Here is a 20,824-nt window from a genome sequence, read left to right as displayed (position 1 = left end):
ACGCCTCAAACAGCTCACATCCAAGCCAAATTGTCCGGGAAATCGGCAATGTCAATCTTGGTGACAGCTCAAGTGCTGGCCCTCAACTCCACCACCAATGCTCGCACCCTGTCTTTCCACTGACCGGCGCGATAGCCGAAGTCGCTGGCGAAGGCGTCCGAATTGAGTTCCGAGTTTGCCGGACGCGCGGCCTTGGCCGGCCATTGGTCGCTGCCGACCGGCTCGACCGTAGCCGACGGTCCGCCAAGCGAGGCGCTGACCGCCAACACGTGGCTTGCCAGTTCATGCCAGCTTGCCCGGCCTTGGCCGGCGAGATGGTAGAGGCCTTTGGGAAAGCCGCCTTCGCGGCGCCAAAGCGTTGCCGCTGCCAACAGACCGTCGGCCAGATCATGGGCTTCGGTCGGGTTGCCGAACTGGTCGGCTACCACCTTGAGGTGATCGCGGGTCGCTGCCAATGACAACATCGTCTTGACGAAATTGCGGCCATGGCGGCTGACCACCCAGGCGGTGCGGACGATCAGATGATCGGGATTGCCGCTGCGCACCGCGTCTTCGCCGGCAAGTTTGCTGCGACCATAGACGGTCTGCGGATTGGGCAAGTCGGTCTCGACATAGGGGCGCGCAGAGCTGCCGTCGAAGACATAGTCGGTGGAGACCTGGATCAGCGGAATGCCGGCGAGCCTGGTCAGCCGCGCAAGGTCTGCGGGCGCCTCGGCGTTGAGGCGAAAGGCCCGCTCGGGCTCGTCCTCCTGCTGGTCGACGCCGGTATGCGCCGCCGCATTGATCACCATGTCGGGGGCGACCGATTTCAGGACCGGCGCGAAGGTCGCGAGATTTTCAAGGTCGAGATCGGGCCGCCCGACAAGCACGATCTCGGCCTGCCCCTTTGCCTGCTCGCTGAGCGAGCGGGCCAGTTGGCCCGACGTTCCGGTGACCAGGATCTTCACTTGGCGCCGACCAGTCCCTGGCGGGTGCCGTCGAAGCGCTGTGTTCGGATCGGCCGCCACCACCAGCCATTGGCCAGATACCAGTCGATGGTCCTGGCAAGGCCGGTCTCGAAGGTTTCCTCGGGCGTCCAGCCGAGCTCCTTTTCGCTCTTGGTCGGGTCGATGGCATAACGGCGGTCATGGCCCGGGCGGTCGGTGACATAGGTGATGAGGTCGAGATGGGATTGACCGCCAGCCCGTGGCCGGCGCGCGTCGAGCAGGGCGCAGATGGTCTCAACGACCTCAAGATTGGTGCGCTCGGCGCGGCCGCCGATGTTGTAGCTTTCGCCAACCCGGCCCCTGGTCATCACCGCTTCCAGCGCCTTGGCGTGGTCTTCGACAAACAGCCAGTCACGCACATTGGCGCCCTTGCCGTAGACCGGCAGCGGCTGCTCGTCCAGCGCATTGGCAATGACCAGCGGGATCAGCTTTTCGGGGAAATGATAAGGTCCGTAATTGTTGGAGCAGTTGGACAGCACCACCGGCAGTCCGTAGGTCTCGTGCCAGGCGCGAACGAAATGATCGGATGCCGCCTTCGAGGCCGAATAGGGCGATGACGGCTTGTAGGGCGATTCCTCGGTGAAGACGCCGGAATCGAAGGGCAGGTCGCCGAAAACCTCGTCGGTCGAAACGTGATGGAAGCGGAAGCGCCTGCGCGCCTCGTCGCTAAGGCCACGCCAATGGTCGAGCACGGCCGACAAAAGGCTTGCGGTGCCCACGACATTGGTGGTGACAAAAGCCATCGGCCCGTCGATCGAGCGGTCGACATGGCTTTCGGCCGCCAGATGCATCACCAGTTCGATCTTCTCGTCGGCCAGGATCTTGCGCACCGTGTCGGTGTCGCAGATGTCGGCGTGGTAAAAGGCATAGTTCGGATTGCCGTCGAGATCGCGCAGCGAGGTCAGGTTGCCGGCATAGGTCAGCTTGTCGAGGTTGACGACACGGTAGTTGCCGGTGCCGGCCAGATGGCGGCAGACGGCCGAACCGATGAAACCGGCACCGCCGGTGACCAGAACAGTTTGGACAGCTTGCTTCACGAATAGACAAATCCGGTTTCGACTTCAGCCAGCAAGGGTGCCGCAGCATCCTTCGCCGACAGGGTCATTTCAGCTGTTGGCACCGGCCAGTCAACCGCAATGTCGGGGTCGTCAAAGCGGATCGAGCGGTCATGCGGCTGCGAATAGGGCGCCGACACCTTGTAGACGACCTCGGTGTCGGGCTCGAGCGTGACGAAACCATGCGCGAACCCCTTGGGCACCAGGATCTGGTTCCAGTCCTTGCCGGACAGCGTCAGCCCGACCCATTTGCCATAGCTTGGCGAACCCTTGCGGATATCGACGGCGACATCGAAGATCGAGCCGCTGAGCACCCGCACCAGCTTGTCCTGGGCGAAGGGCGGCGTCTGGAAATGCAAGCCGCGCATGACCCCGCGCGCCCGCGAAAACGACTGGTTGTCCTGGACGAAGTCGACGTCGATGCCGGCAGAGGCAAGCTTCTCGGCGTTCCAGGTCTCGGAAAAGAAGCCGCGCTCGTCTTCGAATTTGGCCGGCCGGATCTCGAAGACTCCGTCCAGGCCAAGCTTGCGCACCTCAACCATGGGAAATCTCCCTGACGCGGCGTTCGAGATAACGCGCATACTCGGTCTTGCCGAGCGAGGCGGCCCGGCGCAGCACCTCGTCGTCGCTGAGCCAGCCCAGTTCAAAGCCGATCTCTTCGGGACACATGATCTTGATGCCCTGGCGATGTTCGATCGTGCGCACGAAGGACGAGGCGTCGTGCAGGCTGTCGTGGGTTCCGGTGTCGAGCCAGGCATAACCGCGGCCCAGCCGCACCACATGCAGCTTGCCCTGGTCAAGATAGGTGCGGTTGACGTCGGTGATCTCGAGTTCGCCACGCGGCGACGGCTTGATCGACGCGGCGATGTCGACGACCGAATTGTCATAGAAATAAAGCCCGGTGACCGCCCAGTTCGACTTCGGCTCAACCGGCTTTTCTTCGATCGTCAGCGCCTGCTGGGTCGCCTTGTCGAAGCTGACAACGCCGTAGCGCTGCGGATCCTCGACCTGGTAGGCAAACACCGAAGCGCCGCTTTCGCGGCCCACCGCTGTGCGGCAGCGCTCGGAAAGCCCGTCGCCGTAAAAGATGTTGTCGCCCAGGATCAGTGCCACCGCACTGTTGCCGACGAACTCGCGCCCGATGATGAAGGCTTCGGCGAGCCCGTTGGGCTGTGGCTGCGCGGCATAAGAAAACGACACGCCAAAGGCCGAGCCGTCGCCCAAAAGCTGCTGGAACTGCGGCAGATCGCGCGGCGTCGAGATGATCAGGATGTCGCGGATCCCCGCCAGCATCAGAACGCCGAGCGGGTAATAGATCATCGGCTTGTCGTAGATCGGCAGGATCTGCTTGGAAACCGCGAGCGTGGCTGGGTAGAGCCTCGTGCCACTACCACCGGCTAGTATGATGCCCTTCAATTTTGGATTCCCGATCTCGTTGCCTTGACCCCCGTCCGGCTGACTTTTGCAATAGACCGTATGGCCGCGGCAAACAAGACACCACACACCTCGGCCACAATGGTGCGCGGATTTGGGTTCATCAGACAATAGGTGGGGAATAACAGTCCGCCTCCGATCCTGGACTGGCCCTGCGCATTGAAAGGCACCAATATGACTCAGGCTTTACCTACTTATGCTTATCTTGTGTTCCTCGCTGTCGTTGCGTGGATTTCCCCTGCAGCTGGAGATGAAATGCTCGAACGCGAACTGCACGCAATGTCGGCGGAGGGCGACGTACCCGCTATCCAGAAGCTTCTGGCCAAAGGCGTCAGCATCGACGCCCGCGACCAGAGCGGTCGCACCGCACTTCTGGTCGCTACCCATGCCAATCAGGTCGAGGCTGCAAAGGTGCTGATCGACGCAGGCGCGGACGTCAACGCCAAAGACGCCATCAGCGACAGCCCCTACCTCTATGCCGGCGCTCGCGGCCATCTGGAAATCCTGCGCATGACGCTTGTGCATGGCGCCGATCTCAAGAGCACCAACCGTTATGGTGGCACGGCCCTTATCCCGGCCGCCGAACGCGGCCATGTTGAAACCGTGCGCGCTCTGATTGAGGCCGGCGTCGACGTAGACCATGTCAACAACCTCAACTGGACGGCCCTGCTGGAAGCCATCGTACTCGGCGACGGCGGCCCTCGCCACGTTGCGATCGTCAAGCTGCTCGTCGATGCGGGCGCGGACGTCAACCTCGCCGACGGCGAAGGTGTGACGCCGCTTCAAAACGCGCGCAAGCATGGCTTCGGCGACATCGAAAAAATCCTGGTCGCCGCCGGCGCGCGGTAGGAGCCTGGGTATACGAAGCTATCAACGCCTGCGGCCGCAGTCGCCTGAACAGGAAAGGAGCGTCGTGCAAGAACCGGCAAAGGGTCCGCTCGCGGGTATCCGCATCGTCGAATTCATCGGCCTCGGCCCGGCTCCGTTCGCCGCCATGCAATTCGCCGACATGGGCGCGGACGTCATCCGTATAGCCCGGCCAGGCGCGACGCCGGCTCTCCCTGACCCCATTTCCGGACGTGGACGGCCTACGGTTGAGGCCGATCTGAAAAGCCCCGGCGACGTCGAGGCGGTGCGAAAACTGGTCGATCATGCCGATGCACTCATCGAAGGGTTCCGGCCGGGCGTCATGGAACGGCTTGGGCTTGGTCCGGAGCCGCTGTTCGAGCGCAATCCTCGCCTCGTCTACGGCCGCATGACCGGTTGGGGCCAGTCTGGGCCATTGTCAGCTCAAGCCGGTCACGACATCAACTTCATCGCGATCACAGGCGCGCTCGCCGCGATCGGGCCTGCCGAGCGGCCGTTGCCGCCGCTCAACCTTGTCGGCGACTTCGGCGGCGGCGCGATGTTCCTTGTCAGTGGCATGCTGGCGGCACTTGTTTGCGCGCAACGCAACGGAACCGGGCAAGTGGTGGACAGTGCGATCTGCGACGGCACCATTCAGCTGATGACCATGGCCCATGACATGGCTGCCGCAGGGCATTGGAGAGCTGAGCGCGAGGCCAATCTGCTTGACGGCGGCGCCCCCTACTACGGCACCTATGAATGCGCAGATGGCGTGCATATCGCCGTTGGACCGATCGAGCCGCAATTCTTCGAGCTGTTTCGCGAGGCGATCGGCCTGAGCGAAGATGCGCACCTTCTGCGCGCGGACCCACGCAACTGGCCAGCCCTTCGCGATAACATCGCAACGCTGATCCGCACCCGCAAAAGCACTGAATGGCTGGCCTTGCTTGAACATTCCGACGCCTGCGTTTCGCCGGTGCTCGACCTCTACGAGGCGGCAGAACATCCGCATCTTGTCGCCCGGCAGAGCTTCGTCGAGCTCGACGGCATCACTCAGCCGGCTCCTGCACCGCGCTTTTCCGCGACACCGACACAAGCGCGCGCCCGTCCTCGCGACCTGCTATCGCTGGCCGACGCGATCCAAGCTTGGACGGGCAAATAGCGCAGGCGTCGGCCTGGTCGTAAGCTCTGACCAACCCCATCAGGGTCCTATTCTCCGCAACATCGCAGTGCGGCACAAGAACATAGCGCCACGGCTTTCCGCCATGCTGTTGTGCATGATCGCTCGCAAACGCACACCATGCCACGGCAGCATCGCGCTTGGCGCGAACGTCGGCGTCATCCATGCTCCTCGTCGCCTTGATTTCGATGATCAGCAGCTGCGCGTCCGTTTCCGCGACGAAGTCAGGTACATACTGCGCCTCGTTGGCTCCCAGCCTGTAGACGAGTTGCAACTGGTTCCATGCGGGCCGCATCCACTTGTTCGCATCTCGATCAACGATGACGGCCATCCTTCGCTCGGCATCGGAGTCGAATTTCTGGAACCGGTAAAGACACCGACTGAAGCCGGTAAAGTAAAGACGCGCGATATTGGTCTTGTCCGGCGGCGAGCGGTAGTCGACAGGTGCTTCCCCAGCAGCGGCGGTGAAGCTGACAGCACGCAAGGCGGTGAAGGCTCGCGTGATTTGCAGATTGACGCTTGGCGTCTCGCACTCTCGGCGATGCTGTTGCATTTGCCCCTGTATGGCGCGGGCGATCTCACCGCCCCTCAGGTTCAAGAGCCCGCGCAATTCGTCTTCGGATAACCTCGTCCGCAAATGTCGCACGTATTGGCCAGCGAGGTCATAGAGCAGATCGGCGTGGAGGTCATAAGCGACGCAATCCAACTCTGCCAGCAGGTCTACAAGGTCATCCTTGGCACTTCCGGTCTTCATATGCATGACTGGCGGCATGCCGATGCGTTCGACAGTCCCTGTCCGCAAATGCGCAAGCCACAGCGCCTCGCTCGGCACATCGTTGGGCAGCACGCTCACGTCCAACTTGAAGTGCTGATACGAAAATGCGGCCTGCTGGCGGTCTGTCGGCACAATTCTGGGTATGCCGATTGAGTGCTCGACGACGTCGCCGACAACCCTTTCGATCAAACCTTCAAGGTCGAGCTGGCAGTGTTCCTGCAGCGGACGCATGCGGCGAACCTTGTCGCGCAAGATGAGCCGAACAGACGGATGGTTGAGGTCTTGAATGCAGGCGACGGTATCGAGTTCGACTTCGAGCTCGCCGATAGCTCGCAGGATCAATTGCAGATAGGGCCGTTCAGCATCCGAGAATCGTACCCGTATCCTTTCAGCCGCCTCGCCTTCGCCCAAACCAAGTCCTGCAATCAGGTTTGGTTCGCACACGACCGTCGCAGGACCTGGTGTAAAAGCACCGTCGGCAACGACAACTTCGCGCAACTGGAAAGGTGAGCCGGGACGCCGAGCCTCATCGACGAACTCCTGAAAGCGGTCATGTGCGACAATGTTCAGCCGGTCTATCGCCGCAACGCCGGTGCGCTTCCCATAGGGGAGACGCGAGCCGCGTCCCACGGCCTGCACCACCAGTGTCCAAGAATGCCCCGCCCGCAGCGGCACGATGGTGTAGAGATTGCGGACGTCCCATCCTATGCCCAGCATGTTGACGTGAATGACAATCTCGGTCGGCTCGTCTGTGCGCTCGACCTCAAGTAGCCGTTTGATTGTTTCTTCTTCCCTGAAGCTCGAATCGACCTGGATGACCTTGCCGGCATAGCGGCCATCACAGAACGCTTGGGAAGCAATCAAACGCATCAGCGAAGCTGCGTGCGACGTATCGCGTGCAAGGACCAGAATGATGGGCTTGATCAACTCCCGCCCAGTCTGCCGCGCAAAGGTCACCAGTTCAGATTTGGTGTTTTCGTGGACAAGGATGGCATCGTCTAGCTTGAGACGCTCGCACTCTTCGGGGGACATGTTGGCCGCTTTGAAGTTCTCGCGGGTGACGACCGACGGCTCCTTGACGAAGCCATCCACCATGGCCTGCGCAAACGGATAGTCGTAGACGACGTTTTTGAACGGGCGCCGGCTCGGTGCCTTGCCTGTGAATGGTGTTGCCGTGAGTTCGAGCCCGAGCATCGGCTGCAGTGCATTTAGCGTGCGCGCTCCCTCCGCGCCACGATAGCAGTGCGCCTCGTCCATCAGCAGAACCAGATCTTTGAGGCCGGAGAGATAGTCGTATGGGCTTTCGCCGATTTCTTCTCGGAAACGCGTGGTCTTCGAATATCTGCCCCCACGAAAATCGGCATTCAACTTGGCGATGGTGAAGATGTAGATCGCCGGGGTCAAAAGGCCGCTGCCGCGACGGATCTCCTGCCCGAGATTTTCAGCCGTGATCACTCTGGGCGGGGACACGACAAAATCAGGAACAGCTTTGAGGACGTACTCCGGGCTGGTTGGCGCAAAGTCGGTGATCAATTTTTCGTAGATTGTCACGTTCGGTGCTACGATCAGGAAGTTCCTGAAGCGGTGCAGCGACTGCAGATAGGCAATAGACGCGCCCATCAATTGTGTCTTGCCAACCCCGGTGGCAAGCGCAAAGCAGAAACTGGGAAAGTTGCGGTCAAAGCCTGCAAAGGCTGGATAGCATGCCTGTACTGCCGCCTGAGCGTCGCGGAGGTCGGAAGCCACGCCTGCTGAGATATGGCGCAACGGGAGCAGTTTGGTCAGGCGGGCTAGGATGGCGAGCGCCTGCCTTTGCGGCGCCCGCAGTCGCATCCGTTCGGCAATCGCCTCTACATTCCGCTCGGACATGCCTCCCAGGCCTCCAACATTATCCGTATCGATCGGCCCCTAGATCTCGTCCGCCTGCACGCCATTCCCTGACGCCAGCGCAAAGCTGTAGTTGTCGCAGCCCATATCGAAGTGCTGCACCAGCTCTCTGGTGATTTTTCGAACATCAAGATTGTCCAAGCGTCCGGTCGCTGGCCAGTTGAACGCACTGCACATGACGCGAAGGGTATTGCCCGGCCCAACCTCCTCGCTCAGTTGCCTCAAGTCGCAGGCCGAAAGCTCGCGGCGCGTGACATAGATGAAGTCACGCTCGGTCGAAAACCCATGCCGCCAATAGGTCGTATCCCTCGGCATGCGGGTGAAACCAAGTGCCTTGCATACTGCCTCGATGAGCATTTCGTCATCGAACAAGGGTGAAAGGACATGGCGCCCGTGGGCATCGTACTCGAACAGTGACGGTGCCAGCCGGCAATACTGGAACGAGCCACCACCCTTCCAGCCGGTAGAACGGGTGACCCCGCCGTCATCCGTCCCGTCGATCACCTTGCGTAGACGCGGCAAGATATGGCTGTGGCAATGCGCGCCGAGTTCGACCATGATCCAGCGCCGCCCCATCTTATGTGCAACGGCACCGGTGGTTCCGGATCCAGCGAACGAATCCAGGACCAGATCTCCCGTACAGGTCGCAATCTCCAAGATTCGCTTCACCAGGCGTTCCGGCTTGGGCGTGGCAAAGGCATTGTCCGCGCCAAAGAGCGCGATGCTTTCCTTCTTGGCTTCCTGATTGTGCCCGACCTCCTCATTCTCCCACCAACTCCAAGACGTCACATCCTCGTGCTCCGACAGGAAGGTCTTGCGTCGAGGAACACCCAGCTGGTCCTTGCCGAACCAGATCCGGTTTTCGGCGACTAGCTCGCGAAAGACCTCCTCGGTATTCTTCCAGCAAGTGCCCACGGCCGGCCGGTAAGCAGCACCGCCCGGTGTCACGATTTCGTACATCTGGTTGGGTCGAAAGCCTTGCGCCGAGTAGTCCGAAGACGCCCACGGTCCTCGCGGATCCGCATCAGGGTTCTTGAACGCCTTTCGCTGGCTGTCGCTTCGCCGAATCCTGTTGAACGCCAGCCGCGCCAAGTCCTTCGCATAGACCAGGACGTGGTCGTGAGCACCCCCAAGGCGCAACCGGGCATCCGGCAAGGTCCGCTTTTGCCAGACAACATTTGCGACGAAATTGCGCCGGCCAAAGATCTCGTCGCACATCACCTTGAGATAATGCGCCTCATTGTCGTCGATCGCGATCCACAACGATCCGTCCAGCGTCAGCAGGTTGCGAATCAACTCAAGCCGGTCCCGCATTAGTCCAAGCCAGAGCGAATGCTCCAATCCGTCGTCATACTGCTCAAAGGCGCTACCGGTATTGTACGGTGGATCGATGAAACAACATTTGACCTTGCCCCCGAACTCCTGCTCCAGCGCTTTCAGGGCCAGGAGATTGTCACCGAAGATGAGACGATTCTCGTAGCCTGACGCATGGCGCGGGTATGAACGGTCGGGATCGTCATGCAGAATGCGAGGCTCGAGTTTCGGACGCTTGTCCTTGTTGATCCAGACGAGCTCCAGGCGCGGTTTGCGGATCTGTTCCGACGATTGCACCCTGCCTCTCCCCCGCGTTTGTTAGAGCATTGCATGCTATTTATACGCGTATGTCAATCATCATTACACTAATATGTTGCATAATCTCTGGTAGCTAAGGGGCTAAAAACGCAAAAAGCCGCCGGGTTCACCGGCGGCTTCAGCATACTTTGACCTGGACACTGCGCCCAGGCGAGAAAGCCTTAGATCGCGGCTTCCAGCGTCGACAGATGGTTGAGATAGGCTTCCGCCTTGGTGCGGGCCTGATCTTCCTTGGCGTCCGAGACGTCCTCGCGCGCTTCCTGGATACGACGCAGCAATTCCGCGCGATCGATATCCTTGACTGGCGTTGCCGATTCAGCGAGCAGCGTGCAGCCAGCCGGAACGATGTCGGCGAAACCGCCGAACACGACGTAGCGCTCTTCCTTGCCGGCAACGGTCTTCACTGTCACCACACCCGGTTTGATCGTGGTCATGACCGGCGCATGGTTGGCCATGACAGTCATTTCGCCCTCCGCACCCGGAATGACGACGGACTCGACCTGCTCCGAAACGAGCAGACGCTCGGGCGAGACCAGTTCGAATTTGAAAGCTTCAGCCATGGTGTCTCACAAATGCTTGGACGGAGTTCCGAGCAGAGCTGCCCGAAAGTCGGGCAGTGATCGGCGCGACAGCGCGGACCTTGGGGCCCGCGCTGCTGCTTTTTTGATTATGCCGCTTCAGCAGCCAGGCGCTGGGCCTTCTCGATCGCCATGTCGATGCCGCCGACCATGTAGAAGGCAGCTTCCGGCAGGTGATCGTACTCGCCGTCGACCAGGCCCTTGAAGCTCTTGATCGTGTCTTCGAGCGGAACCAGCTGGCCGGGCGAACCGGTGAACACTTCGGCGACGAAGAACGGCTGGGACAGGAAGCGCTCGATCTTGCGGGCGCGGGCGACCGTGATCTTGTCCTCTTCCGACAGCTCGTCCATGCCCAGGATGGCGATGATGTCCTGCAGCGACTTGTAGCGCTGGAGGATTTCCTGAACGCGACGGGCGACCGAGTAGTGCTCTTCGCCGACGATCAGCGGATCGAGCATGCGCGACGTCGAGTCGAGCGGATCCACGGCCGGGTAGATGCCCTTTTCCGAGATGGCGCGGTTGAGAACCGTCGTCGCGTCAAGGTGCGCGAAGGAGGTTGCCGGCGCCGGATCGGTCAAGTCGTCGGCGGGCACGTAAATTGCCTGCACCGAGGTGATCGAGCCCTTGTTGGTGGTGGTGATGCGTTCCTGCATCGCGCCCATGTCGGTCGACAGCGTCGGCTGATAGCCCACGGCAGAAGGAATACGGCCGAGCAGAGCCGACACTTCCGAACCCGCCTGGGTGAAGCGGAAGATGTTGTCGACGAAGAACAGCACGTCCTGACCCTGGTCGCGGAAGTGCTCGGCGATCGTCAGGCCCGACAGGGCGACGCGGGCGCGCGCACCAGGCGGCTCGTTCATCTGGCCGAACACCAAGGCGCACTTGGAGCCTTCAGTCGAGCCGTTGTTTTCGTGCGGGTCCTTGTTGACGCCCGACTCGATCATTTCGTGATAGAGATCGTTGCCCTCGCGGGTGCGCTCGCCGACGCCGGCGAACACCGAGTAACCACCATGCGCCTTGGCGACGTTGTTGATCAGTTCCTGGATCAGAACGGTCTTGCCGACGCCAGCACCACCGAACAGGCCGATCTTGCCGCCGCGGGCGTAAGGTGCCAGCAGGTCGACCACCTTGATGCCGGTGACGAGGATCTGTGCTTCCGTCGACTGGTCGACATAGGCAGGCGCTTCCTGGTGGATGGCGCGCTTCGACTTGGTCTTGACCGGGCCGGCTTCGTCGACGGGTTCGCCGATGACGTTCATGATGCGGCCGAGCGTCTCGTCGCCGACCGGAACCATGATCGGCGAACCGGTGTCGCGAACGGCCTGGCCACGGACGAGGCCTTCCGAAATATCCATGGCGATGCAGCGAACGGTGTTTTCGCCGAGGTGCTGAGCCACTTCGAGGATCAGGCGGTTGTCGCCGTTCATCGTCTCGAGCGCGTTCAGGATCGGCGGAAGTTCGCCGTCGAACTGAACGTCGACGACGGCGCCGATGACCTGCGAGACGCGGCCGGCGCCCGTGGCGACGACCGCCGACTTTTCGACCTTGGCAGCGGCTGCCTTGGCAGGCGCCGCCTTCTTTGCTGCCGGGGCCTTTTCCGCCGCCGGAGCGGCTTTCGGAGTAGCTGCTTTAGCCATCGTTCTAACCTCTGTGTCCGTTCGTTGTTTCACGCGGACCCGCCTTGCGGCGGGCCATCACGTGGCTAGAGCGCTTCGGCGCCCGAAATAATCTCGATCAGTTCCTTGGTGATCTGGGCCTGACGCTGGCGGTTGTACGTGATCGTCAGCTTGTTGATCATGTCGCCTGCGTTGCGCGTGGCGTTGTCCATCGCGCTCATCTTGGCACCCATCTCGCCGGCCGCATTCTCGAGCAGCGCACGGAAGATCTGCACCGAAATGTTGCGCGGAATGAGATCGCCGAGGATTTCGCCCGGCTCAGGCTCGTATTCATAGACAGCACCGCCGCTGGTCGAAGCGTCGGCAGCCGATGTCGGCGCTGCCGCCGGAATGACCTGCTGTGCGGTCGGTACCTGGCTGATCACCGACTTGAACTCGGAGTAGAACAGCGTGCAGACGTCGAAGGCACCCTGGTTGAACAGGGTGATCACCTTCTTGGCGATCATGTCGGCATGAACAAAGCCAACCTGCTTGGCATCGCGCAGTTCGACGCGATCGATGATCAGCGAGGCGAAATCGCGACGCAGGACATCGTAGCCCTTCTTGCCGACGGTGATGATCTTGACCGTCTTGCCCGAGGCCTGGAGCTTGCGGACATGGTCGCGAGCCAGACGCGAGATCTGGCTATTGAAGCCGCCGCACAGGCCGCGCTCGGCTGTGCAGACGACGAGCAGATGCACGTCGTCCTTGCCGGTGCCGGTCATCAGCGCCGGAGCATCGCCACCGCCGCCGACAGCCTGGGCGATGTTCGCGAGAACCGCACCCATGCGCTGCGAATAGGGACGCGCGGCTTCCGCAGCTTCCTGGGCACGACGCAGCTTCGCCGCGGCGACCATCTGCATCGCCTTGGTGATCTTCTGCGTCGCCTTGACCGAGGCGATACGGTTGCGGAGGTCTTTTAGCGAGGCCATGCCTTATCCGTCAGTGTCAGGCGAAGTTTTTCGCGAAAGCGTCGATGTGTTCCTTCAGCTTGCCGCGGAGAGCGTCGCTGAGCGCCTTCTCCGTACGGATGCCGTCCAGAACGTCCTTGCCGTCCGAGCGCATGTGCGACAGCAGGCCCTGCTCGAACTTGCCAACCTTGTCCAGCGGCAGCTTGTCGAGATAGCCGTTGACGCCCGCGAAGATCACAGCGACCTGCTCTTCGGTCTTGAGCGGCGAGAACTGCGGCTGCTTGAGCAGCTCGGTCAGACGCGCACCGCGGTTTAGCAGACGCTGGGTAGCGGCATCGAGGTCGGAGCCGAACTGCGCGAATGCCGCCATTTCGCGGTACTGCGCGAGCTCGCCCTTGATCGAGCCTGCAACCTGCTTCATCGCCTTGATCTGGGCCGACGAGCCGACGCGAGACACCGAAAGACCGACGTTCACGGCAGGACGGATGCCCTGGAAGAACAGGTTGGTCTCGAGGAAGATCTGGCCGTCGGTGATCGAGATCACGTTGGTCGGAATGTAGGCCGACACGTCGTTGGCCTGCGTTTCGATGACCGGTAGCGCGGTGAGCGAGCCCGAGCCGTTCTCGTCGTTCAGCTTGGCCGAACGCTCGAGCAGGCGCGAGTGCAGATAGAAGACGTCGCCCGGGTAGGCTTCGCGGCCCGGCGGGCGGCGCAGCAGCAGCGACATCTGGCGGTAGGCGACAGCCTGCTTGGACAGATCGTCATAGCCGATCAGCGCGTGCATGCCGTTGTCGCGGAAATATTCGCCCATGGCGCAACCAGCGAACGGAGCCAGGAACTGCATCGGAGCCGGATCGGAAGCGGTTGCCGCGATGATGATCGAGTATTCGAGCGCGCCGCGCTCTTCGAGCACCTTCACGAACTGCGCGACGGTCGAGCGCTTCTGGCCGACAGCGACGTAGACGCAGAACAACTTTTCCTTTTCCGGACCAGCGACGTGGATCGCCTTCTGGTTCAGGATGGTGTCGAGAATGATGGCGGTCTTGCCGGTCTGACGGTCACCGATGACCAGCTCGCGCTGGCCGCGGCCGACCGGGATGAGCGCGTCGATGGCCTTGAGGCCGGTCGACATCGGCTCGTGAACCGACTTGCGGGGGATGATGCCGGGCGCCTTGACGTCGACGCGGCGACGCTCTTTTGCCTTGATCGGGCCCTTGCCGTCGATCGGGTTGCCGAGCGCGTCGACGACGCGGCCGAGCAGCTCGGGACCAACGGGGACGTCGACGATCGAGCCGGTACGCTTGACGGTGTCGCCTTCCTTGATGTCGCGGTCGGCACCGAAGATGACGACGCCGACGTTGTCGCTTTCAAGGTTCAGCGCCATGCCGCGGATGCCGCCCGGGAACTCGACCATTTCGCCCGCCTGGACGTTATCGAGACCGTACACGCGGGCGATACCGTCACCCACCGACAGAACCTGACCAACTTCGGAGACTTCGGCTTCCTTGCCGAAATTCTTGATCTGGTCTTTCAGAATTGCGGAAATTTCCGCGGCGCGGATGTCCATCAGCCGACCTCTTTCAGTGCAAGCTTGAGCGAATTGAGTTTGGTTTTGAGCGACGTATCGATCTGGCGCGAGCCCATCTTCACGATCAGGCCGCCGAGCAGCGAAGGATCGACGGCAACCGAGATCGCCACATCCTTGCCGGCGACGCTTTTCAGCGCCGTCTTGAGTTCAGTCTGCTGAGCGGCCGTCAGCGCATGCGCCGACGTCACTTCAGCCGAAGCCTCGCCACGATGCTCGGCAGCGATCTGGCGGAACGCCTTGATCATGCCGGGCAGGGCAAACAGGCGGCGATTGCGCGCCACGAGGCGGAGGAAATTGCCAGCCAGACCGGCGATCTTGGCCTTGTCGGCGATCGCGGCAATGGCCTTTTCCTGCTCTTCGCCGGAAAAGACCGGGCTCTTGATCAGGCGATCGAGTTCGGCACTGCCATCGAGCAGCGCAGCGAAACGACCGAGGTCGGCTTCTACCTTTGCAACAGCGCCTGCTTCGAGCGCGAGATCGAACAACGACCCCGCATAGCGCTCAGCAACACCGGAGATTGGCGAGGAAGATTGGGTCACGGACCGTCTTTTCTCTTGTCTGACAGGCCGCAAGATTGTTGGCGTGAGCGTTAGACTCTAGCTAAATCTTTGACCTTACTGCGTTTTTTGACCCCGGAGCTCGCGTCAGCCGCATCCCCCCGGCCGAAAGTCGATTGCCGTCTAGCACAGGCTTTTGAGGACCGCAACACTTCCTCTAACAGCCATTTCAGGCACTATTGTCGCATCTTGCGCGAAGTGGCCGCTGCTCGATGGCGATTCACGGCCAGAAGCCGAAAACAAACCCCAGCGGAAGGGCAGCCAGTGCCAGTTCGATAATGATGGCCACCCAGTTGTACGGGGTGTTGGCGCCGTCGGACATCATCGCGACGATACGACCGAAGGCCGTGAACAGCCAGGACACACCGAGCGCCATGTAAAGCCATGGCTGGGCGAGTAGAATCGCACACAGTCCAACGCCGAGGAAAAAACCGGCCATGGTGGCGCGCCCTTGGGCAATGGCTTCCGGGTTGTCGGGACGGGCCTGCAGCCTGAGCAGGCGAAAGGCGATTCTCGGGGCAAAAAACAAGATGACGCCGAACAGCAGCGTGACCGCCGCCGAGCTCCACGCCAGCCACTCGCCCTGGCTCGTAGGCCACGGAAACGCGAACTCCATCTTCCCCCTCCGATGAGTGCGCCGCATCTCCAAACCTGCGGCGAATCCGCGGCGATCATAGCCGACGCCGTGCCCAGCGCCAGAGCGCAACTGACTGTGCCAGCACAAACGGATATGCTGTGTTAGAGGAGCCCCTGGAGGGGACCATGGCAGTACCGGAAAGGATCATCTGGGCGATCGGCCATCTCGACATCGGGCCAGGCGACAGGCTGCTGGAAATCGGCTGTGGACGCGGCGTCGCCATGGCGGAGATTACGCCGCTCCTGATCGACGGTCACATCACCGGCTTGGACCGATCAGACAGCGCAGTCAGTTCGGCCGAGGACAAGAACCGGGCGGCCATCACTTCGGGCAAGGCGGCCGTTGTCCAAGGTGCTCTCGCGGACTGGTCCGGCCAGGACCGGCGCTTCGACAAGGTGTTCGCCATCAACGTCAACCTGTTCTGGCTCGAAGCCGCGCGCGAGCTCAAGCTGATCCGCTCCTTGCTTGCGCCGCAGGGGCGCCTGTTGCTGTTCTTCGAGCCGCCAAATGCCGAACAGATACCGACCATCGAGCGCGCGGTTGCGGTGCGCCTCAGCGCGGCCGGTTACGCGCTTGAAACAACGATGCATGGCCCAACATCGAAACCGCCGCTGCTTGGAATGGTTGCAAGACCGGCAGCGTAGCCGAATCACAAGAAGCTCTGCGGGTCGATATCCACCTGCACGCGGACCGAGCCGCGCACCTTCGGCCCGGCAGCCAGCAGCGCGCGGATGTAGCCCTGAATGTCTGCCTTGCGGTCCGCCTGCACCAGCAGCCGGAAGCGGTGGCGCCCACCGATCAAGGCCAGAGGCGCTTCGGCGGGACCGAGCACATGGACGTCCCTTGCAACCTGGGCCGCTCGCCGTAGCCCGCGCGCGTGGCTCTCTGCTTCAGGCCTTGTCGCCGCACTGACGATGATGCCGGCCAGCCTGCCAAAGGGGGGCAATGCGGCCTTCTCACGTTCGGAAATCTCCCGGTCATAGAAAGCCTCCGAATCGCCCGACACGATCGCCCGCATGACGGGATGGTCGGGCTGGAAGGTTTGCAGCAAGCCAAGGCTCTTCTTGCCGGTGCGCCCGGCGCGGCCCGTCACCTGCGACAAAAGCTGGTAGGTCCGCTCAGCGGCGCGTGGATCGCCATTGGCCAGGCCAAGATCGGCGTCGACCACGCCCACCAGTGTCATATTGGGGAAGTTGTGGCCCTTGGCGACAAGCTGCGTGCCGATGACGATATCGGCGTCGCCATTGGCAATCGCCTCCAGTTCCAGCCTCAGCCGCTTCACCCCGCCCAGCATGTCGGACGACAGCACGATGGTTCGCGCATCGGGGAAATGCGAAACAACCTCCTCGGCGATGCGTTCAACGCCGGGACCACATGCCACCAGGTGATCGAAGGTACCGCATTCCGGGCAGGCTTCGGGGCGCTTTTCATTGTGGCCGCAATGGTGGCAAACGAGCTGGCCGCGGAAGCGGTGCTCGACCAGCCAGGCCGAACAGACCGGGCAGCCGAAGCGATGGCCGCACACCCGGCACAACGTCAGCGGCGCATAGCCTCGACGGTTGAGAAACAGCAGCGATTGTTCCTGCCGCGCCAGCGTCTCGCGCATCTTGCCGATCAGCACCGGCGACAGGAACCCGCCGCGCGCAGGTGGCGAGCGCCGCATGTCGATGGTGGCAAGCTTTGGCAGTGCCGCCTCGGCGAATCGGGCCGACAGCACGGCGCGTGCATATCTGCCCTGTTCGGCATTGACCCGGCTCTCGACCGAGGGCGTGGCCGAGGCCAGAACGACCGGAAAACCGCCGATATGGCCGCGCACCACGGCCATGTCGCGAGCGTTGTAGAAGACGCGGTCCTCCTGCTTGTAGGCAGGGTCATGCTCCTCGTCGACGACGATCAGGCCGAGATTGTTGAAAGGCAAGAATAGCGCCGAACGGGCTCCAGCGACCACGCGCACGCCGCCCTCCGCCACTTGGCGCCAGACCCGCTCGCGCATCCTTGGCGGGAGATCTGAGTGCCACTCGGCCGGCTTGGCTCCGAAACGGTTCTGGAAGCGTTCGAGGAAGGCCTGGGTCAGCGCGATTTCAGGCAGCAGGATGAGCACCTGCTTGCCCTTGTCGAGTGCGGCCGCCACAGCTTCGAAATAGACCTCCGTCTTGCCCGAGCCGGTGACGCCATCGATGAGGGTGACGGCGAATCGGTCTGCCTCCACCTGGCAACGCAAGCTTGCCGCCACCGCCTCCTGGTCGTTTGTCAGTTCGGCACTTGCGTAGGACGTATCGGGCGGGGCCACCACCGGGCGCGGTGGAATCATTACCGTCTCGAACACGCCTTGCGCTCTCAACCCGTCGATGACCGTCGAAGATACACCGGCGGCATGGGCCAGCCCGGAGCGCGTCCAGGCCATGCCGTCATTGGCCATTTCGAGCACTCGAGCGCGCGCCGCCGTCATCCGGTCGGGTTCGCCGTCGCTGCGTTTGATGCCTTCCGTCCATGGCTCGGGATCGAAGGCCTCGGGCGCGCGCAGGATCATCCGCGCCACCATGCCGGGCGGCGACAGCGTGTACTGCGCTATCCAATCGACCAGCCGCCGCATGTGGTCGGTTATGGGCGGGCAATCGAAGACATGGGCGATGGGGCGAAGCTTCTTGGGATCGACCGCTTCGACCGGACCGTCCCACACGATGCCGGCCACTTCGCGCGGCCCCAGCGGCACACGCACGATCGAGCCCGGCACCACCTGCATGCCGTCGGGCACTGCATAGGAGTAGGCGCGCTCGGCGGGCATCGGCACCAGTACAGGTGCGGCCCTCGTTCTTGGCGAATCGGCGGTCATGGCGCGTGACCTTGCCCCGAACTTGGTTTAGAGCAAAGGCCGACACGTTCAGTGCCCCGGTGGCACAACGCCACGACCAAGGAGACAGTTATGAAGTTTTTCGTCGACACGGCCGACGTGAAGGACATCCGTGAGCTCAATGAGCTCGGCCTTCTCGACGGCGTCACCACCAACCCCTCGCTGATTCTCAAGTCCGGCCGCAACATCGCCGAAGTGACCAAGGAAATCTGCGACATCGTCGAAGGCCCGGTCTCGGCGGAAGTCGCTGCCACCGAATATGCCGAGATGATGAAGGAAGCGGCGGTCCTGTCGAAGATCGCCGACAACATCTGCATCAAGGTGCCGCTCACCCTCGACGGTCTCCGCGCCTGCCGCGCCCTGACCTCGGAAGGCCGCATGGTCAATGTCACCTTGTGCTTCTCCGCCAACCAGGCCCTGCTTGCCGCCAAGGCGGGCGCGACCTTCATCTCGCCCTTCATCGGCCGTCTCGATGACATGGCCGTCGACGGCATGGAGCTGATCGCCGAGATCCGCCACATCTATGACAATTACGGCTTCGACACCGAGATCCTGGCTGCCTCGATCCGTTCGACCGAGCACGTCAAGCGCGCCGCCCTGATCGGCGCCGACGTCGCCACCATTCCCCCGGCAACGCTCAAGGCACTGGTCAAGCACCCGCTGACGGACAAGGGCCTCGAGATGTTTTTGGCCGACTGGGCCAAGACCGGCCAGAAGATCGGCTGACCACTTCCAGCTCCAAGCGCAAACCGGCGCAACCCATGCGCCGGTTTTTTTGTGCCTGGTAGAACCTTAGGCCAGCGGCGGCAAGCGCCGCTTCACTGGCTGAGCCTTGACGATGGAGCTATTGGTTTCGGCTTTGTCGGTGATCTGGTCGAGGATCTTGTCGAGCTCGTCGATCGAGCGGATATGCAACCGGGCGATAAAGCAGTCGTCGCCGGTCACCTTGTCGCATTCCGAAAACTGCGCGATTTCTTCGATCAGTTTTTGCACTTGATGCAGTTTGCCGGGCAACGGCCGGATGCGCACGATTGCCTGCAGCGTATAGCCCAAGGCGTGTGGGTCTATGTCGACGGTAAAGGCACGGATGACGCCGCGCTCCTCCAGCCTCCGCAACCGCTCCGACGTACTTGGCGACGACAGGTTCACCCTCTGCGCCAGCTCCTTGAGCGAAATCCGGGCATCGTCGACAAGAATTTCGACAATGCGCCTGTCCAGGTCGTCCAGCATACGAACCTCTTAGGCAATTTTGTCGTTGGAGCTTACAGGATTAGGCATCTCCCCGCAAACGCCTCTGCAAACCTATATATTCCCTCAGACCCCACGCGTACAAATACAGCCTGAAACCAACGGGGTCGAAAATGTCGGATAGGATGCGCGGAACCGTAGAAATGACCGCCGCGATGGTGATCTCGGGAACGATCGGTCTGTTCGTGGTCCTTTCGGGCCAGCCGGTCATGGATGTCGTGTTCTGGCGCTGTGCCTTCGGCGCGATAACGTTGCTGATCGTCTGCGCTGCGCTCGGCCTGTTCCGGCCGGAGGTGATGACACGCCGCCAGATTGCCTGGGCGGCCGTGGGTGGCGTCGCGATCGTTTCGAACTGGATCCTGCTGTTCGCCGCGTTCCCACGCGCTTCGATCTCGATCGCAACAGCCGTCTACAACGTCCAGCCCTTCATGCTGGTGGCGCTGGGCGCGCTGTTTCTTGGCGAGCGCCTGACATTGACCAAGCTGGCATGGCTGGGCATCGCCTTTGGCGGCATGCTGATGATCGTCCAGGCCAAGCCCGGCACCGGTTCGGTTGGCACAGACTATCTCGGCGGCGTGCTTTTGGCGCTTGGCGCGGCGTTCTTCTACGCGATCGCCGCCATCATCACCAAGAAGCTCAAGGGCGTGCCACCGCACCTCATCGCGCTGATCCAGGTAGCGGTCGGCATCGTGATGCTTGCGCCCTTCGCCAACTTCACGGAACTCCCGACCGACGCGAAGACCTGGACCCTGCTTGTCGCCGTCGGCATCATCCATACCGGCGCGATGTACATACTGCTCTATGGGGCGATCCAGAAGCTGCCGACAAACCTCGTCGGCGCGCTGTCCTTCATCTATCCGGTAGTGGCGATCCTCGCCGATTTCCTGGGCTTCGGTCATCGCCTGCAGCCGCTGCAGCTTGTTGGCGCCGCCGCGATCCTGATTGCCGCCGCCGGCATGACGCTTGGCTGGTCTGTGGTGAAGCCGCGTGTTGTACGCGCCTGA

At 62.0% G+C, this 20,824-nt stretch carries 19 protein-coding genes; 5 read left to right on the top strand and 14 right to left on the bottom strand.

Annotated features, from left to right (window positions below):
* Positions 1–68: 68 nt before the first annotated feature.
* From rfbD to rfbA, 4 genes are read right to left on the bottom strand one after another with little or no spacing between them, the layout of a single operon-like run.
* Positions 69–947, bottom strand: coding sequence for a dTDP-4-dehydrorhamnose reductase (gene rfbD, locus C8K44_RS03350; protein WP_109574326.1), 879 nt, complete (start codon positions 945–947; stop codon positions 69–71).
* The gene (rfbB, locus tag C8K44_RS03345; RefSeq protein WP_245417345.1) at positions 944–2,023 is read right to left on the bottom strand and encodes a dTDP-glucose 4,6-dehydratase; all 1,080 of its coding nucleotides are present in this window, start codon (positions 2,021–2,023) and stop codon (positions 944–946) included. The genes rfbD and rfbB overlap by 4 nt, the downstream gene beginning before the upstream one ends.
* On the bottom strand, positions 2,020–2,583 hold the full coding sequence (gene rfbC, locus C8K44_RS03340; RefSeq protein ID WP_109574325.1) for a dTDP-4-dehydrorhamnose 3,5-epimerase: 564 nt from the start codon (positions 2,581–2,583) through the stop codon (positions 2,020–2,022). The genes rfbB and rfbC overlap by 4 nt, the downstream gene beginning before the upstream one ends.
* The gene (gene rfbA, locus C8K44_RS03335; protein WP_109574324.1) at positions 2,576–3,457 is read right to left on the bottom strand and encodes a glucose-1-phosphate thymidylyltransferase RfbA; all 882 of its coding nucleotides are present in this window, start codon (positions 3,455–3,457) and stop codon (positions 2,576–2,578) included. Before rfbA ends, rfbC begins: the two co-directional genes overlap by 8 nt.
* A 273-nt stretch (positions 3,458–3,730) precedes the next feature.
* Here rfbA and C8K44_RS03330 point away from each other — a divergent pair, with 273 nt between their 5' ends.
* Positions 3,731–4,324 (top strand): ankyrin repeat domain-containing protein, encoded by a 594-nt coding sequence (locus C8K44_RS03330; protein WP_245417344.1) that lies wholly within the window; start codon positions 3,731–3,733, stop codon positions 4,322–4,324.
* 64 nt (positions 4,325–4,388) lie between these two features.
* On the top strand, positions 4,389–5,483 hold the full coding sequence (locus C8K44_RS03325; protein WP_245417343.1) for a CaiB/BaiF CoA-transferase family protein: 1,095 nt from the start codon (positions 4,389–4,391) through the stop codon (positions 5,481–5,483).
* Here the strand turns inward: C8K44_RS03325 and C8K44_RS03320 are convergent.
* The 8 genes from C8K44_RS03320 to C8K44_RS03285 form a co-directional block, all read right to left on the bottom strand.
* On the bottom strand, positions 5,371–8,145 hold the full coding sequence (locus tag C8K44_RS03320; RefSeq protein WP_109574321.1) for a DEAD/DEAH box helicase family protein: 2,775 nt from the start codon (positions 8,143–8,145) through the stop codon (positions 5,371–5,373). The genes C8K44_RS03325 and C8K44_RS03320 overlap by 113 nt on opposite strands.
* A gap of 39 nt (positions 8,146–8,184) precedes the next feature.
* Positions 8,185–9,774 carry a site-specific DNA-methyltransferase gene (locus C8K44_RS03315; RefSeq protein WP_109574320.1) on the bottom strand — a complete coding sequence of 530 codons (1,590 nt, stop codon included), beginning with the start codon at positions 9,772–9,774 and terminating at the stop codon, positions 8,185–8,187.
* A gap of 182 nt (positions 9,775–9,956) precedes the next feature.
* A complete protein-coding gene (locus C8K44_RS03310; protein WP_109574319.1) occupies positions 9,957–10,355 on the bottom strand; it encodes a F0F1 ATP synthase subunit epsilon in 399 nt (132 codons plus the stop codon).
* A 107-nt stretch (positions 10,356–10,462) separates the two neighbouring features.
* Positions 10,463–12,010, bottom strand: a complete 1,548-nt coding sequence (gene atpD / locus C8K44_RS03305) for a F0F1 ATP synthase subunit beta (RefSeq protein ID WP_109574318.1) — start codon at positions 12,008–12,010, stop codon at positions 10,463–10,465.
* Positions 12,011–12,075: 65 nt separating this feature from the next.
* Entirely contained in the window at positions 12,076–12,960 is an 885-nt protein-coding gene (locus C8K44_RS03300; protein WP_109574317.1) for a F0F1 ATP synthase subunit gamma, read from the bottom strand.
* Between the two features lie 16 nt (positions 12,961–12,976).
* On the bottom strand, positions 12,977–14,506 hold the full coding sequence (atpA, locus tag C8K44_RS03295; RefSeq protein WP_109574316.1) for a F0F1 ATP synthase subunit alpha: 1,530 nt from the start codon (positions 14,504–14,506) through the stop codon (positions 12,977–12,979).
* A complete protein-coding gene (locus tag C8K44_RS03290) occupies positions 14,506–15,066 on the bottom strand; it encodes a F0F1 ATP synthase subunit delta (protein ID WP_109574315.1) in 561 nt (186 codons plus the stop codon). The genes atpA and C8K44_RS03290 overlap by 1 nt, the downstream gene beginning before the upstream one ends.
* Positions 15,067–15,304: 238 nt before the next feature.
* Entirely contained in the window at positions 15,305–15,700 is a 396-nt protein-coding gene (locus C8K44_RS03285) for a DUF4345 family protein (RefSeq protein ID WP_109574314.1), read from the bottom strand.
* 146 nt (positions 15,701–15,846) lie between these two features.
* Between C8K44_RS03285 and C8K44_RS03280 the strand changes: the two genes are divergently transcribed.
* Positions 15,847–16,365: a class I SAM-dependent methyltransferase gene (locus C8K44_RS03280; RefSeq protein ID WP_109574313.1), complete on the top strand. Its 519-nt coding sequence runs from the start codon at positions 15,847–15,849 to the stop codon at positions 16,363–16,365.
* Positions 16,366–16,370: 5 nt separating this feature from the next.
* On the opposite strand, the gene C8K44_RS03275 is transcribed toward C8K44_RS03280, so the two are convergent.
* Entirely contained in the window at positions 16,371–18,554 is a 2,184-nt protein-coding gene (locus tag C8K44_RS03275) for a primosomal protein N' (RefSeq protein WP_109574312.1), read from the bottom strand.
* Positions 18,555–18,644: 90 nt separating this feature from the next.
* Between C8K44_RS03275 and fsa the strand changes: the two genes are divergently transcribed.
* Positions 18,645–19,298 (top strand): fructose-6-phosphate aldolase, encoded by a 654-nt coding sequence (gene fsa, locus C8K44_RS03270; protein ID WP_055974926.1) that lies wholly within the window; start codon positions 18,645–18,647, stop codon positions 19,296–19,298.
* Between the two features lie 66 nt (positions 19,299–19,364).
* Here fsa and C8K44_RS03265 read toward each other — a convergent pair whose 3' ends face one another.
* Entirely contained in the window at positions 19,365–19,802 is a 438-nt protein-coding gene (locus C8K44_RS03265; protein WP_109574311.1) for an Lrp/AsnC family transcriptional regulator, read from the bottom strand.
* A 131-nt stretch (positions 19,803–19,933) separates the two neighbouring features.
* Between C8K44_RS03265 and C8K44_RS03260 the strand changes: the two genes are divergently transcribed.
* Positions 19,934–20,824 (top strand): DMT family transporter, encoded by an 891-nt coding sequence (locus C8K44_RS03260; protein WP_109574310.1) that lies wholly within the window; start codon positions 19,934–19,936, stop codon positions 20,822–20,824.

It is taken from the genome of Aminobacter sp. AP02 (assembly GCF_003148805.1).
Classification (GTDB): domain Bacteria; phylum Pseudomonadota; class Alphaproteobacteria; order Rhizobiales; family Rhizobiaceae; genus Aminobacter.
This window is presented reverse-complemented; position numbering and strand designations above follow the sequence as displayed.

Bases quoted from the DNA above. Each gene is read 5' to 3' on its own strand.
- C8K44_RS03330 (WP_245417344.1), top strand. From the start codon at position 3,731: ATGCTCGAACGCGAACTGCACGCAATGTCGGCGGAGGGCGACGTACCC.
- C8K44_RS03310 (WP_109574319.1), bottom strand. From the start codon at position 10,355: ATGGCTGAAGCTTTCAAATTCGAACTGGTCTCGCCCGAGCGTCTGCTC.
- fsa (WP_055974926.1), top strand. From the start codon at position 18,645: ATGAAGTTTTTCGTCGACACGGCCGACGTGAAGGACATCCGTGAGCTC.
- C8K44_RS03285 (WP_109574314.1), bottom strand. From the start codon at position 15,700: ATGGAGTTCGCGTTTCCGTGGCCTACGAGCCAGGGCGAGTGGCTGGCG.
- C8K44_RS03260 (WP_109574310.1), top strand. From the start codon at position 19,934: ATGTCGGATAGGATGCGCGGAACCGTAGAAATGACCGCCGCGATGGTG.
- C8K44_RS03300 (WP_109574317.1), bottom strand. From the start codon at position 12,960: ATGGCCTCGCTAAAAGACCTCCGCAACCGTATCGCCTCGGTCAAGGCG.
- C8K44_RS03280 (WP_109574313.1), top strand. From the start codon at position 15,847: ATGGCAGTACCGGAAAGGATCATCTGGGCGATCGGCCATCTCGACATC.
- atpA (WP_109574316.1), bottom strand. From the start codon at position 14,506: ATGGACATCCGCGCCGCGGAAATTTCCGCAATTCTGAAAGACCAGATC.
- atpD (WP_109574318.1), bottom strand. From the start codon at position 12,010: ATGGCTAAAGCAGCTACTCCGAAAGCCGCTCCGGCGGCGGAAAAGGCC.
- rfbC (WP_109574325.1), bottom strand. From the start codon at position 2,583: ATGGTTGAGGTGCGCAAGCTTGGCCTGGACGGAGTCTTCGAGATCCGG.
- C8K44_RS03265 (WP_109574311.1), bottom strand. From the start codon at position 19,802: ATGCTGGACGACCTGGACAGGCGCATTGTCGAAATTCTTGTCGACGAT.
- C8K44_RS03275 (WP_109574312.1), bottom strand. From the start codon at position 18,554: ATGACCGCCGATTCGCCAAGAACGAGGGCCGCACCTGTACTGGTGCCG.
- C8K44_RS03320 (WP_109574321.1), bottom strand. From the start codon at position 8,145: ATGTCCGAGCGGAATGTAGAGGCGATTGCCGAACGGATGCGACTGCGG.